Source organism: Loigolactobacillus rennini DSM 20253 (assembly GCF_001436505.1).
Taxonomy (GTDB): domain Bacteria; phylum Bacillota; class Bacilli; order Lactobacillales; family Lactobacillaceae; genus Loigolactobacillus; species Loigolactobacillus rennini.
Genome location: NZ_AYYI01000009.1, coordinates 1 through 14,031 on the forward strand (window position 1 = coordinate 1; position 14,031 = coordinate 14,031).

At 39.8% G+C, this 14,031-nt stretch carries 14 protein-coding genes; 13 read left to right on the forward strand and 1 reads right to left on the reverse strand.

Translation table 11 applies throughout. The annotated features are described in order from the left end of the window. The first annotated feature begins 246 nt into the window (after positions 1 to 246). From FC24_RS01550 to holA, 12 genes are all read left to right on the forward strand, one after another. A complete protein-coding gene (locus FC24_RS01550) occupies positions 247 to 531 on the forward strand; it encodes a DUF1507 family protein (protein WP_235807291.1) in 285 nt (94 codons plus the stop codon). Positions 532 to 548: 17 nt separating this feature from the next. Then, positions 549 to 1,730 (forward strand): FtsW/RodA/SpoVE family cell cycle protein, encoded by a 1,182-nt coding sequence (locus FC24_RS01555; protein ID WP_083485595.1) that lies wholly within the window; start codon positions 549 to 551, stop codon positions 1,728 to 1,730. Positions 1,731 to 1,760: 30 nt separating this feature from the next. Beyond that, the gene (locus FC24_RS01560; RefSeq protein ID WP_057873118.1) at positions 1,761 to 5,213 is read left to right on the forward strand and encodes a pyruvate carboxylase; all 3,453 of its coding nucleotides are present in this window, start codon (positions 1,761 to 1,763) and stop codon (positions 5,211 to 5,213) included. Positions 5,214 to 5,221: 8 nt separating this feature from the next. After that, the gene (locus tag FC24_RS01565; RefSeq protein WP_057873119.1) at positions 5,222 to 5,650 is read left to right on the forward strand and encodes a YlbF family regulator; all 429 of its coding nucleotides are present in this window, start codon (positions 5,222 to 5,224) and stop codon (positions 5,648 to 5,650) included. Beyond that, complete coding sequence (locus FC24_RS01570; protein ID WP_057873120.1) at positions 5,651 to 5,983, forward strand: YlbG family protein; 333 nt, start codon at positions 5,651 to 5,653, stop codon at positions 5,981 to 5,983. 2 nt (positions 5,984 to 5,985) lie between these two features. Beyond that, complete coding sequence (rsmD, locus tag FC24_RS01575) at positions 5,986 to 6,555, forward strand: 16S rRNA (guanine(966)-N(2))-methyltransferase RsmD (protein ID WP_057873121.1); 570 nt, start codon at positions 5,986 to 5,988, stop codon at positions 6,553 to 6,555. Further along, a complete protein-coding gene (coaD, locus tag FC24_RS01580) occupies positions 6,545 to 7,042 on the forward strand; it encodes a pantetheine-phosphate adenylyltransferase (RefSeq protein WP_057873122.1) in 498 nt (165 codons plus the stop codon). The genes rsmD and coaD overlap by 11 nt, the downstream gene beginning before the upstream one ends. A 2-nt stretch (positions 7,043 to 7,044) precedes the next feature. Continuing rightward, positions 7,045 to 8,076: a SepM family pheromone-processing serine protease gene (locus FC24_RS01585; protein WP_057873123.1), complete on the forward strand. Its 1,032-nt coding sequence runs from the start codon at positions 7,045 to 7,047 to the stop codon at positions 8,074 to 8,076. Between the two features lie 89 nt (positions 8,077 to 8,165). Beyond that, on the forward strand, positions 8,166 to 8,816 hold the full coding sequence (locus tag FC24_RS01590; RefSeq protein WP_057873124.1) for a helix-hairpin-helix domain-containing protein: 651 nt from the start codon (positions 8,166 to 8,168) through the stop codon (positions 8,814 to 8,816). A 47-nt stretch (positions 8,817 to 8,863) separates the two neighbouring features. Next, on the forward strand, positions 8,864 to 9,355 hold the full coding sequence (locus tag FC24_RS01595) for a ComE operon protein 2 (protein WP_057873125.1): 492 nt from the start codon (positions 8,864 to 8,866) through the stop codon (positions 9,353 to 9,355). A 172-nt stretch (positions 9,356 to 9,527) separates the two neighbouring features. Continuing rightward, positions 9,528 to 11,627 (forward strand): DNA internalization-related competence protein ComEC/Rec2, encoded by a 2,100-nt coding sequence (locus FC24_RS01600; RefSeq protein WP_235807292.1) that lies wholly within the window; start codon positions 9,528 to 9,530, stop codon positions 11,625 to 11,627. Further along, the gene (holA, locus tag FC24_RS01605) at positions 11,596 to 12,621 is read left to right on the forward strand and encodes a DNA polymerase III subunit delta (RefSeq protein WP_057873127.1); all 1,026 of its coding nucleotides are present in this window, start codon (positions 11,596 to 11,598) and stop codon (positions 12,619 to 12,621) included. The genes FC24_RS01600 and holA overlap by 32 nt, the downstream gene beginning before the upstream one ends. A gap of 143 nt (positions 12,622 to 12,764) precedes the next feature. On the opposite strand, the gene rpsT is transcribed toward holA, so the two are convergent. Then, positions 12,765 to 13,019, reverse strand: coding sequence for a 30S ribosomal protein S20 (gene rpsT / locus FC24_RS01610; RefSeq protein WP_057873128.1), 255 nt, complete (start codon positions 13,017 to 13,019; stop codon positions 12,765 to 12,767). A gap of 284 nt (positions 13,020 to 13,303) precedes the next feature. On the opposite strand from rpsT, the gene rpsO reads away from it, so the two are divergent. Continuing rightward, positions 13,304 to 13,573, forward strand: a complete 270-nt coding sequence (rpsO, locus tag FC24_RS01615) for a 30S ribosomal protein S15 (RefSeq protein ID WP_057873129.1) — start codon at positions 13,304 to 13,306, stop codon at positions 13,571 to 13,573. The last annotated feature ends 458 nt before the right edge of the window (positions 13,574 to 14,031 follow it).

The window sequence follows — 14,031 nt, forward strand, 5'->3', positions numbered from 1 at the left end:
AGGGCCTAGTACTTTTGGAATGGAAATACTTTCCAACACCAAAAATTCTAGACCCTGATTTTTTTTCGTTTTTTTGATTACATTGAATCAGTTTGCTTATCTTTTTAAATGTAAGGGCTGCTTTATATTTTTAACTAAACTTTTACTAGGCCGGGACTGCGATTTTAAAATGGCCTATGGTATAATGACTTAAAATGATAGTATTTTATCATTTGTGCTTTTAATTTATTAAAGGAGGCCGCGGCAGTGACTGATCAAGCGCAAGGAAGAACGGCTGATGCCGTGTTACGGGATGATGCCGATAAAATTGAAGAGTTAGTAAACAAACAGCGCGTTTCGCTGTGTTTAAGCCAATGCCCAGCATTTGAAGAAGTTGTTGATACGCAAGTGTTTGGCTACTCAAAAGAAGTTAAACTAGCAGTTCAGCTTAATTTGATTTCTGAAGCCCATGGGCACGAACTGGTACGTGATTTGGAGCAGCGGCTTAATGCAATTTATGCGGATAGCTTTGATAAGCAAAAACAAAAATAAAGGGGACTGTTCCGTCATTGTGGCACAAATTTAGACAGAAATTAACTTACTTAGATTATTATATTTTAATTCCCTACTTGTTGCTTTCTGGTATTGGAATTGTAATGGTTTTTAGTGCAAGTTCGGATTATGTGTTGGTTCAAAATGCGAATCCGTACGGGTATTTGTATAAACAAGCTGGTTTTGTGTTAATTGGCTTAGTGATTGCATTTATTGTCTATCACCTGAAGTTAAATGTTTTAAAAAGTCGGAAATTATTATTTGGCTTAATTGTTCTTTTAATTATTGCGCTGGTTTATTTGCGCTTTTTCGGTCGCTCTGTTAATGGCGCGGCAGCTTGGATTCATGTTGGTGGTTTTAATATTCAGCCAGTCGAATTTGCTAAAATTATTTTAATTTGGTATTTAGCTTATTTTTTTAGCAATAAAGAACGACAAATGGCGGCAGCTAACCTAGGCGATATTGGCCGTAATTTGCTATATCCTGGTATTTTAGTAGGGTTGATCATGTTATTGACGCTGTTACAGCCTGACATCGGTGGCATGGCAATTTTAGCCGCAATTGTTTTGGTATTGATTTTCAGCAGTGGTGTTCGCTTTCGGTATGGATTGAGTTTTAGCACAATCATTTTTTTGCTATTAGTTGCTGGCTTTACTTATTTAGAAAAATTGCCAATTCATGCCAGTGCTGGCTATCAGTATCAACGTTTGATGGCGTTTATGCACCCGTTTGCATTAGCCGGGAATGCGGGTAAGCAGTTGGTTAATTCTTATTACGCCATTAATAATGGTGGCTGGTTCGGTGTTGGTTTGGGCAATAGCATTCAAAAAAGGGGCTATTTACCTGAGCCCTATACGGATTTCATTATTTCAGTAACTGCAGAAGAGCTTGGAATTGTTGCTGTCATTTTAATTTTGGCATTAACTTACTTTTTAGCAGCCCGGATTTTTTTGATTGGTATGCGGGCACATAGTTCATTTAATGCACTGTTATGCATTGGTATCGGTGTGATGCTAGCTGTACAGGCAACTGTTAACGTGGGTGGCGTTGTTGGTTTATTACCTATCACAGGTGTTACATTTCCTTTCATTAGTTATGGTGGCTCGTCAATGATGGTTTTGGTCATTTCAATTGGGATTGCACTCAATGTTAGCGCAACGGAAACACGGGCTAAGTTAAGTGGTCAACTGCAAAAGTAGCAAAAACCGGAAAGGAACGGGTAGTTAAAAATGAAGAAAGTATTAATTGCAAATCGGGGCGAAATTGCCGTTCGGATTAACCGTGCTTGTCAAGAATTAGGTTTAAAAACCGTGGGAATCTATGCTAAAGAGGATGAGTATTCACTCCACCGATTTAAAGTTGATGAGGCCTATTTAGTGGGGGCTGGGAAAGCGCCAATCGCTGCTTATTTGGACATAGATGATATTATTCGAATAGCTAAAATGAGTCATGCAGATGCTATCCACCCCGGATATGGGTTTTTAGCTGAAAATGCTGAGTTAGCAAGACGTTGTCAAAAAGCAGGCATTACGTTTGTCGGGCCAACACCAGAATTGTTAGAGATGTTTGGCGACAAAGTGATGGCTAAGCAAGTTGCCCGGGAAGCCGGCGTCCAACCGATTCCTGGTAAAGACAAGCCAGTCGTTAATTTAGCTGAGTTACAGGCCTTTGGTGAAGAATATGGTTACCCGCTTATGATTAAAGCCGCAATGGGTGGTGGCGGCCACGGCATGCGGGTTGTTAATAATGAATCAGAACTGGCAGATAGCTATGAGCGGGCAAAAAGCGAAGCCTTAAAATCCTTTGGCAGTGATGAAATTTATGTTGAGCGGTTTATTAAGTCAGCTAAACACATTGAAGTCCAAATTCTGGCGGATCAACACGGCCACGTGCTTCATTTATTTGAACGGGATTGTTCGGTTCAACGGCGTAATCAAAAAGTGATTGAAGTTGCGCCTTGTGTGTTGTTAACAGCACAGCAACGGCAACGTGTTACAACTGCTGCAGTCCGATTTATGGCGCATGTCCACTATCAAAATGCCGCAACAGTTGAATTCTTGTATGAGCCTGCTAAAGATCAGTTTTATTTCATTGAAGTGAATCCGCGGGTTCAAGTTGAACATACAATTACAGAAATGATCACTGGCATTGATATCGTGCAAACACAGCTTAAAATTGCCCAAGGTCAAGATTTATTTACAGATATTGGTCTACCACAGCAAGCAAAGCTACGTTATCATGGCGCTGCAATTCAGTGTCGGGTCACAACAGAAGATCCTTTAAATAATTTTCTCCCAGATACTGGCACCATTGAGACTTATCAATCACCAGCAGGCAATGGTGTGCGTTTAGACGGTGGTAGTGCTTATGCTGGGGCAGTAATTACGCCTTATTTTGATTCTTTATTGGTTAAAGTTTGTACTTATGATTTGACTTTTAAGCAAGCAACAGAAAAAATGCTGCGCGTCTTAAAAGAATTTAAAATCCGCGGCGTTAAAACTAACATTGCGTTTATGGAGAAAGTAATTCAGCATCCAACGTTTAAATCTGGAGCAGCTGAAACCACCTTTATTGATCAAACACCAGAATTATTTGCCATTCCGCGTTTGGTGGATAATAGTGCTCAAAAGCTTAAGTACATTGGAGACATTACGGTAAATGGCTATGGGGATATTGAACGCCACGAAAAAAAACATTATCCTGAAGGTCGTTTCGACGCAAATTTTAAACCATTTCCTAAGGGATTGGTCACTGCAAAAACAATTTTGGATCAACACGGGCCTAAAGCGGTTAATGAGTGGATACAACAACAAAAGCAAGTCTTATTGACGGATACCACGTTACGTGATGCGCATCAAAGTTTGTTTGCAACGCGGATGCGGACCCATGACATGTTAGAAATTGCGGATAGTATGCAACGTGTTTTACCGCAGCTATTTTCTTATGAAATGTGGGGCGGCGCGACATTTGATGTGGCCTACCGTTTCTTAGTTGAAGATCCTTGGACTAGGCTAAAATTACTGCGTAAAAAAATGCCGCACACCTTATTTCAAATGCTTTTCCGTGGCAGTAATGCAGTGGGTTATAAAAATTATCCCGATAATGTTTTAGCGGCGTTTATAAAGCAAGCAGCTAAAGACGGGATCGATGTTTTCCGGATTTTTGATAGTTTAAATTGGGTACCCCAATTAGAAAAGAGCATTCAGGCAGTCCGTGATGCAGGGAAGATTGCAGAACCGGCAATGTGCTATACTGGCGACATCTTAGATCCAGACCGGCAAAAATATAATTTAAAATACTATCAAGATCTAGCTAAAGAATTGGCAGCTGCTGGGGCTCACATTATTGGAATCAAAGATATGGCCGGCTTATTGAAGCCGGAAGCTGCATACCGCTTAGTTGCAACTTTAAAAGATACGGTTGATTTGCCTATCCATTTGCATACACATGATACGCAAGGAAATGGTGTAGGTGTTTATCAACGCGCAACTGCTGCTGGCGTCGACATTGTCGATGTGGCACAAAGCGCACTTTCTGGGACAACTAGCCAGCCTAGTATGGAAAGCTTTTATTATGCGCTAGCTGAAACACCGCGGCAACCGCAATTGAACATTAAAGCAGCGGAGCAGCTCAACCATTATTTTGAAGGGATCCGTCCGTTTTATGACGATTTTTCCAATCAGTTGCGTGCGCCAATTACGGATAATTACACGACACAAATGCCTGGAGGCCAGTATTCAAACCTGCGCCAACAAGCTAGTGCTATTGGTTTAGGTAACCGTTGGGAAGCCGTTAAGCAGATGTACGTTCGTGTTAACCAAATGTTTGGTGATATTGTTAAAGTGACGCCTTCTTCTAAGGTCGTTGGCGATATGGCGCTTTTTATGATTCAACATGGTTTAACAGAAGCAGATGTTTATGCTAAGGGTGCAACAATTGATTTCCCTGATTCAGTGGTTAATTTCTTTATGGGTGATTTAGGCCAGCCAACTGGAGGATTTCCTAAGAAACTACAACAAATTATTCTAAAAGGAAAACAACCGCTGACGGTTCGCCCAGGTAGTTTAGCTAAACCAGTTGATTTTGCAGCTGTTAAAGCAGAATTAGCGGCTAAAATCAAAACTGAGCCGACCACTGAAGAAGTGTTGAGTTATTTGATGTATCCAGATGTTTTTATCGGTTATCATGCACGTGAAGAGCTTTACGGAGATGTTTCTGCAATTGATACACCAACCTTTTTCCAAGGCATGCGGATTGGCGAAAAAGTTGAGATTCATGTTCGCCCCGGTAAAACTTGGATTTTGCGCTTAAATGAAATTGGTGAGTTAGACGTTGAAGGTAACCGGACCCTTTACTTTACGGTTAATGGTCAGCGTAGTGAAGTCGTAATTCACGATAAAAGCGCAAAACAGTCTGGTGCTACGGCACAAAAAGCAGAGCCGACTAATCAAGAGCAGATTGGTGCGGCGATGACAGGGACGGTACTGAATGTATTAGTCACAACTGATCAGTTGGTACAAAAAGGTGCACCATTGTTAGTGACTGAAGCGATGAAGATGGAGACTACTATCCAAGCACCTTTCACTGGCCGCGTTAATCACTTGTACGTTCAAAAGGGCGACCGAGTTGAAACCAATGATCTGTTGTTAGAGTTAAAACCAGAAAAACAGGTTAAGAAGTAAGTGAGTACATGATTATTAGTGAAAATTCTGTTGCTTTATTAGAGCAAGCTGACCGCTTAGCGGAAGCATTTGCGGCCAGTGCTGTATTTGCAGCTTATCAAAAACAATCGCAAATTTTAGCGAAAGATCAGGCTGCTCAGCGGCAAATTGCAACTTTGCAAACACTTAAAACAGATTATCAGCAAATTAAACCATATGGACATTATGCACCTGGTTATCGGCAATTAAAGCATAGATTGCAGCAAAAGACACGTGAAGTCATGTTGTTGCCGTCGGTAGCAGCTTTTAAGCGTGCAGAAATGGATTTACAAACTGTTCTAGATGAGATGAGTGTACAATTGGCCAGTTGTGTCTCACCAGATGTTAAAGTGGCTACTGGTAATCCCTTTTATTTAACCGATCGGACAAAAACAGACTGTATTTCAAGGAGTGAGTAGATGGCATTTAATATAATTCCAAGGCAAGGCTTAGTGGTCTGGGTTTATAGTTTAAAGCAGCTGCGGCATTTACGGCGGTTTGGTACCATTTACTATACATCGCGGCGTTTAAAGTATGTTTACCTTTACGTTGACCAAGCTGTTGCTCAAAAAGTAAGTGCTCAGATTAAAAAATTACATTTTGTTAAACAGGTTGAGTTATCTCATCGCCCTGAATTAGATATGAATTTTGGGGAACGCGTGGGACAATTAGGTGAACAAACCCCTAAATCAGCAGCTTCTGGACCGAAAAGATTATTAACCAGTCAAGAAATTTTAGAAAAAGAGTCTTAATGATGCGAATTATTTCAGGAGAATTTGGTGGCCGCCGTTTAAAAGCTGTTCCTGGACGAGCTACTCGGCCCACCACTGATAAAATTAAAGAAGCTGTATTTAACATTATTGGGCCGTATTTTAATGGCGGTAATGCTTTGGATTTATTTGCTGGTAGCGGTGGCTTAGGAATTGAAGCTGCTTCTCGCGGCATGCAACAGGTTGTTTTGGTGGATCGGCAATATGCGGCGATTAAAACAATTAAAGCTAACATTACAGTAACCAAAATGCCGCAACGCTTTAGGGTAATTAAGGCTAATGCAATGCATGCGTTGCACCAGTTAGCTGCTGAAAATAACAAGTTTGATTTAGTTTTATTGGATCCACCTTACCAACAACAAAAAATAGCAGCTAATATGGCCGCTTTAGCCACTCAAAATTTATTAGCTACAAACGCGCAGCTTGTATGTGAAACAAATGCCGTAACAGTTTTACCTGTTCAGCTACCAGCTTTTAGACAATTACGGCGGCAAACGTACGGTACAACGGCAATTACAATTTATCAATATGGAGGAACTCATAGTGTCAGCTAGGATTGCGATTTTTCCCGGTAGTTTTGATCCGTTTACTAACGGACATTTAGAAACAGTTCAGCGTGCTAGTCACTTGTTTGACCAGGTGGTGATTGGTGTCATGACTAATACATCCAAGAAACCTCTGTTTCAACCAGATGAAAAATTAGCACTGATTACAACAGCAATTACAGATTTAAACAATGTTCGTGCCGTGGCACAAAGTCACGAATTAACGGTTGATTTTGCCCAGCATTTAGGGGCTCGTTTCATTTTAAGGGGCATCCGTAATGTGAAGGATTTTGAATACGAACGGGATATTGCGGAGATGAATCGGGTCCAAGCCAGTGACATTGAGACGGTCTTTTTGCTAGCCAGTAAACGTTATGCCTTTTTATCTTCCAGCTTGATTAAAGAAGTTGCTAAATTTGGTGGCGATATTTCAAGTTTAGTACCACCTAATGTGGCGCAGGCATTGCAAGAAAAGCTAGGACAGGAAGAAGGCTAAGCATGCGGAAACGCTGGCAAAAAGTGACATTTTGGACGACGTTATTGATACTGTTTGTCGGTTTCTTTTTGCCGCTGCCCGTTTATTTAGAGACACCAGGTGAAGCAGAACCGTTAGCTCAATTTGTGCGTGTTGCCGGTAAGCATGATCGGCAACCTGGAAAATACATGCTGACCACTGTTCGTTTGCAACAAGCGCGCCCGTTTACGTATCTATGGTTTAAAACGCGTCCATTTACTGAGACAATTAGTAAAGACCAGTTAATGGGGGATGCAAGTAATCGCACTTTCAATCAAATGCAGGATTATTACATGCAATCTTCCATTAATGATGCAATTAAGGTTGCTTACCAGCATGCAGGTGAAAGTTATCATAAAAAATTTTTAGGCATTTATGTGATGTCAATTTTGAAACAATCACCATTTAAATCTGATTTAGCCATTGGCGATACTATTACTAAAATTGATGGCCATCAGTTTAAAAGTGTGCGTGCTTTCATCCACTACGTCAAGCGGCAACGTGTGGGACAAAAAGTTAGTATTACGTATCAGCACCGTAAGACTAGCAAAATAGCTAAGCGGCCATTAATGAAGTTACCGCAAACAAAGCATCCAGGTTTAGGAATTGGTTTGGTTGATCACACCAAAGTTCAAACAAAAATTCCGGTTAAAGTTAAAGCTGGTGATATTGGTGGTCCTTCGGCAGGATTAATGTTTACATTAGCCATTTATGACCAGCTATCTGGTCAGCATTTACGTCATGGTCGACGAATTGCTGGAACTGGTACGATGTCTGCGCGTGGAAAAGTTGGCCCGATTGGCGGCATTGATAAAAAGGTAGTGGCAGCTAATCGGGCGGGCGCTAGCGTTTTCTTTGCTCCTGATCATCCAGCGACGAAGCGAGAAAAACAGTTGGATCCCAATTACCAAAACAACTATCAGGTTGCTAAAACAACAGCAAAACAAATCCATAGTCACATGAAAATTGTGCCGGTTAAACAATTTACTGATGTACTTGCTTATTTAAAAAAATAATATTTCAAAGCTGTTCAAAAAATGAGCAGCTTTTTTTGCGTAGTTTATTAATAGTGGCAAGTTAAAGTAGGGAAGGTGGTGCTAAAGTAATGGATTGGCGGCAATTGGTTAAACAATACTGGCATTTTTTGATCATGGCAGGTCTTGGAATTGCGTTGGTGTTTAGTTTATTGCGGCCATTTAGTGGGCGTAATAATCAAACTGATTCAGCTACGGCAACTTTTTCGGATCAATCTGAGGTAGTAGCAGTGAGCAGCCAAGCAGCACCACAAAGCCCAGAAAGACAGTCAGGCTTTGTGGACGTTAAAGGTGCTGTTAAGAAACCGGGTATTTATCAAGTTGAAGGCAATACTAGATTGTTTGATGTGGTCCGTTTGGCTGGTGGTTTAGCCAAAGATGCTGATCAAAAAAAGATTAATTTAGCACAGCAAGTATCGGACCAGCAAGTGATTTTTATCCCAAAAATTGGAGAGGAGGTACCAGCAGAGTATGCTGCGCCAGTTGCAGCTGGTAGTGCGGCGGCAGCTACTGACGATGGCCAAGCAACAAGTTTGGTTAATTTAAATACAGCCACAACTGAGGAATTACAGCAATTAACTGGAATTGGCGAAAAGAAAGCAGAACTCATCATTCAGTATCGTGAAGAACAAGGTGGTTTTAAACAGATTGAAGATTTAAAACAAGTTTCTGGAATTGGCGATAAAACTTTTGAAAGTTTAAAAGACAGTATCACTGTTTAATGCTAAGTTTGATATACTGAAACTAAATAAAAAGTGAGGTTTTAGTTATGGCAAAATTACAGGCTAAGCGTATGCCTTGGGATCAATATTTTATGGCACAGGCCGTTTTATCGTCACTACGTAGTACTTGTCCGCGGGCGACAGTGGGTGCCGCTATTGTTCGTGATCGGCGCGTCATCGCCAGCGGCTATAATGGCTCAGTTTCAGGCGATGATCATTGTATTGATGTTGGTTGTTACCTTGTGGATGGCCATTGCTTGCGAACCATTCATGCAGAGATGAATGCCATATTACAATGTGCCAAATTTGGCGCTGCCACTGAAGGAGCAGCTATCTATGTGACGCATTTTCCTTGTTTGCAATGTACTAAAATGCTCATTCAGGCAGGCATTAAAACCATTAATTATTTAAAAGATTATCATGATGATGAGTACGCCCAAAATTTAATTAAAAAATCAGGGGTTGCGTTAAACCAGATTCAGTTAAATGCCACTTATTTTGCACAATTTGAACAGAGTTCGTTATTTAATTTAAATTAAGCATTAATTGCGTAATTATTGGATTTTTCTAGCTGGCTTGGCTGTAATCCTTTCTTTTGCGATTTTAAGTGCTCAAAAATGGGCGTGGTTAATCGCTGTGTGTGTTGTACTGCGTATTTGTTTAACCCGACAGTTGCGTTTAATCAGCGTTACTTTAATATTAGCTAGTTTAATGGCAGGCTATTTTTATCACTACCAACAATTAATGCCCAAGCCACCAACAGGAGATCTGATTTTGGTACAACCAGATCATAGTGATGTTTCTGGCGATCAATTGCGCCTTGAGGCTCAAGATTTAGCAACTAAGCAAAACGTACAAGTTTATTATTATTTACCGGACCAAAGGACGCAACAATTTTGGCAACACCAACGGAAAACTTTGATCGTAAAAATTCAGGGCGATTATCAACTAGCTAATCCAGCAACTAATCAAGCAGAATTTAATTATGCCGCTTATTTAAAGCAACAAAAGCGGACCTTTTATATTTTAAATGCCGATGAGCTTAAAGTGGTTAAGCAAGCGCCACAGTCGTTTCGTAATAGACTGCATCGTTTGAGAAAAAAACAGCTTTTAAATTCACAGGATTTACCTGAACCATTAGGCCAGTACTATCGTAGCTTAGTGTTAGGGTATCAAGGTCAAGATTTTAAAGCGACGGGAACGCTGTTTAAACAATTGGGTTTGATACATTTGTTTAGTTTGTCTGGCTTACATGTTTATTATTTTGTTGCATTAATCCAATGGGGATTGTTGCGACTCAGGCGGCCACGTGAACATGTAGCGTTGCTTTTACTAGTTTTATTACCGTTGTATGCGTTATTTGCTGGTGCTAGCACCAGCTTACGTCGGGCTGTTTTACTTTGCTGGTTACATATTTTCAACCAGTATTTTGATTTGAAAGTTGCACCACTAGATTGTTTTGCAGTCGTTGTTTTAGTTAATTTAATTTACCAGCCTTATTTATTTTTTAGTTTAGGCGGACAATTATCATATTTATTGTCCTTTGCATTATTATTTTTAAGCAATTTCAGCGAATGGCGGCGTACTTTATGGCTAAACCTCATCAGTTTACCGCTTTTGTTGTATCATGTGTATGAATGGCATTGGCTGACCGTTTTTTTAAATTTTTTAATGATGCCACTATTTTCCTACGCAATTTTACCACTCACATTATTAGGCGGTTTGGTCACACCGATTGTTCCTTTGATTGGACAGTTAATTGCACAGTCATTTACTGGTTTACAAACTTTTTTAAGTTGGTTTGCAAAGCCGCAATTTATGTTGACCTATGGGCAGCTGCCTGCAATACTGGTTTGCTTATGTTTAAGTCTATTATTTTTTAGTTTAGCGGCTAAACACCATAAAATTAGTTATTATTTGGGTTTAACCATCATTTATGTCGGCAGTTTTTTGTGGGTGCATTTTCCGCTGCAAGGGCGCGTCATATTTTTTGATATTGGCCAAGGGGATAGCATTTTAATTGAATCTGCATTTCACCGGGAAGTTACCTTAATTGATACTGGTGGGCGTTTGAATTTTGCTAAAGAAACTTGGCAAAAGCGAAATAGCCAATCACGGGCAGAAAGAATCATTGTGCCTTATTTAAAGAGTCGTGGGATCAAGCATATTGATCAGATTTTTTTAAGCCACCAAGATGCTGATCACGTTGGGGACTTGCCCGCCATTTTAAAACATTTCCCGGTAACTAATATTTACTTTCCTGCAGGTATGGAACATAATGCCCAATTTAAGAGACGAATCTGGCCTTATCGTAACCAAGTCGCATGGCACCCCCTGTTACGCGGACAATCACCAACTTGTAAGACATTTGCCTGTCAAGTTTTAGCGCCAGAAACCCCTGGTGCCGGAACTAACGAAGATTCTTTAGTTTTACGCCTTTTAATTAACCAAAAGGTGTGGCTATTTACTGGTGATCTGCCCAGTGAGCGCGAGGAGCGTTTAATCAGCCAAGTACCTATCCAGGCAGATTACTTAAAGGCTGGACACCATGGAAGCAAAACATCTTCATCAGACGCGTTTCTAGCGGCTGTGAAACCCAAACGAGTAGTTATTTCAGCAGGACGTCACAATCGTTATGGGCATCCGCATTCAGAAACGCTGTTGCGGTATCAAAATGCTGGTATACCATTTCAAACTACTGCTGAACAAGGTATGATTATTTGGACATTTGATGATCGTTGGCGGTCATTTTTAAATGGAGAAGAAAGGAAAAATGATTATGGAAGTGTCAGCATTAAAAAAAGCCCTTAAAAATAACTCACCTCAATCAGTTTATTTAGTTCAAGGGCAAGAGGCCTATTTAATTGATCAAATTAAAGAACAGTTTCGTCAGTTATTAGCGCCCGAAGAAGCAACCATGAATTTTGGCGACTATGATTTAGCGTCGGTACCACTGGCAACGGCTTTAAATGATGCAATGTCAGCCCCTTTTTTTGGGGAGAGGCGCTTAGTGTTTATTCAGCACCCGTTATTTCTAACTAGTGCGGCAAAACAAACCAATGTTGTTCACGATGTGGCTGGCTTGATTAAGTATTTACAACAGCCAGTACCGACAACAACGTTAGTTATTTTTGCTGCATATGATAAATTAGACGAACGTAAAAAAGTGACAAAATTATTGAAGAAAAAGGCTGTTTTAATTGACGCTAGACCACTGACCGAACAAAAAGCACAGCATTACGTTGCTAATTATTTAAAGCAAAAAAATATCAACATTCAACCAGAAGCTTTGCAACTGTTAGTGCAGCGTACTGAGGCAAATCTGACCTTAATGATGGGCGAATTGACGAAGCTTATTTTATATGCAAAAAAGCAACGTGAAATCACGGTTACAGCAGTTAAATCACTAGTGACACAAAATCTAGAACAAAATATTTTTACTTTAGTCGATGCGGTTATGGCTCGTGATGTTGCGCGAGCAGTGTCATTATACCGGCAATTAATTTTGCAAAAAGAAGAGCCTTTAAAATTAAATGCGATTTTGGTGGGCCAGTTCCGTTTACTATTACAAGTTAAAATATTGCAACGCAACGGTTATAGTCAAGGTGATTTAGCCCGCGTGTTGCACGCACATCCTTATCGAGTGAAATTAGCACTAGGTCAAGCCAAACGTTTTTCGCAAAAAGCGTTGCGGCAAGCATATCTAGGCTTAGTGGATTTAGAATACCAATTAAAAACTAGTCAACGTGATGCAGAATTATTATTTCAATTGTTTATTTTGAAATTTAGCCAAAATGCTGCGTAATCAGTGATGGTGCTTTCTATGCATCTAAAGTGATAAACAAAATAGCCGCCACTAGTCTGTTACTAATGGCGGCTATTTTTGTTTAACGATTAAAAAAGGCTCAAATAACCACATCACTGTGCTTATTTGAGCCTTCTAACACTTTATTTAGCCAATAGGTTAGCTAGACGTGACTTATCACGGTTAGCTTTGTTAGCATGAACTAACCCCTTAGAATGGGCAGTGTCGATTGCACTGATTGCTGCACGGTATAAGTCGGCAGTGTTGTCAGCGCTAGCAGCATTTGCTGCTTCAAATTGTTTAACAGCTGTCCGCATGGCACTAATTTGTGATGTATTTTGAGCGTTTGCTCTTTCGTTACTACGAACACGTTTCATTGCTGATTTAATGTTAGGCATTAATGTCACCTCCGGATTCGCAAATTAAAGTAATTGCATTTTTTCAACGTTGCTTATTATACAGAAGAGTGACTGAATTTGCAATAAAAACTTGTAAAGTAAATTAACTTGACTACAAATTTTGGGGTAGTTTTGAAAACTTATAAAATCGCGATTAGACTTGCTTTTTTGGTTTAACTTTAGTAAAGTAAATGAGTAATCAAATAACCCATACTTGGTTTAGCGAATCACCAACGCTTTACTCAGTATATGGGCACTTTATTTTAGAAAAGGTGGAGATCTAAATGGCAATTGCCAAAGCACAAAAAGACGACATTATTAAAAAATATGCACGTCATGACGGCGATACTGGTTCTACTGAAGTCCAAGTCGCTGTTTTAACTGCGGAAATTAATGCACTGAACGACCATATCAAGGTGCATAAAAAAGATTATCATTCCTACCGTGGATTAATGAAAAAAATCGGTCACCGGCGTAATTTGTTAGCTTATTTACGTAAGAAGAATATCCGGCGTTACCGTGATCTTATTCGTAGCTTAGGCTTACGGCGTTAATCACGTTAACCAATAAACACCATTGCGATATTTTTGTCGCAATGGTGTTTTTGTTTGGGCTTAATTAGGTTAGTTGATGATGTCGCCGAGATTCTTTTTGTGTTATCATATAAGAAATTGTTATTTAGAACTAGATCGGTTTAATATTAGTCCGCGGAAATTTTCTCCGTGATTGTAAAAATGAATGGCACCAATCAGCATTGTTGCCCGGTTAAGCGGTTGTTTTAAAATTGACATCAATAATTTTAATTAGTTATTTGTGTCTGGCATTTACATTAACTAAGCTAAATTATTTTTGTTCAGTTAAACACCGCACTATTAGTACACGCTAATTTCAGTAACTGGGTTTGGCTGACAGACAAAGTTGTATCATCGTCTTAAAAGAAACTAAGACGTATGGTGTTGCGATAATTTTAATTTGACTAATGTATTTATTAAACAGTTTAGTTATTAACAAA

Bases quoted from the DNA above. Each gene is read 5' to 3' on its own strand.
- FC24_RS01560 (WP_057873118.1), top strand. From the start codon at position 1,761: ATGAAGAAAGTATTAATTGCAAATCGGGGCGAAATTGCCGTTCGGATT.
- FC24_RS01565 (WP_057873119.1), top strand. From the start codon at position 5,222: ATGATTATTAGTGAAAATTCTGTTGCTTTATTAGAGCAAGCTGACCGC.
- FC24_RS01570 (WP_057873120.1), top strand. From the start codon at position 5,651: ATGGCATTTAATATAATTCCAAGGCAAGGCTTAGTGGTCTGGGTTTAT.
- rsmD (WP_057873121.1), top strand. From the start codon at position 5,986: ATGCGAATTATTTCAGGAGAATTTGGTGGCCGCCGTTTAAAAGCTGTT.
- FC24_RS01585 (WP_057873123.1), top strand. From the start codon at position 7,045: ATGCGGAAACGCTGGCAAAAAGTGACATTTTGGACGACGTTATTGATA.
- FC24_RS01590 (WP_057873124.1), top strand. From the start codon at position 8,166: ATGGATTGGCGGCAATTGGTTAAACAATACTGGCATTTTTTGATCATG.
- FC24_RS01595 (WP_057873125.1), top strand. From the start codon at position 8,864: ATGGCAAAATTACAGGCTAAGCGTATGCCTTGGGATCAATATTTTATG.
- FC24_RS01600 (WP_235807292.1), top strand. From the start codon at position 9,528: ATGGCAGGCTATTTTTATCACTACCAACAATTAATGCCCAAGCCACCA.
- holA (WP_057873127.1), top strand. From the start codon at position 11,596: ATGGAAGTGTCAGCATTAAAAAAAGCCCTTAAAAATAACTCACCTCAA.
- rpsT (WP_057873128.1), bottom strand. From the start codon at position 13,019: ATGCCTAACATTAAATCAGCAATGAAACGTGTTCGTAGTAACGAAAGA.
- rpsO (WP_057873129.1), top strand. From the start codon at position 13,304: ATGGCAATTGCCAAAGCACAAAAAGACGACATTATTAAAAAATATGCA.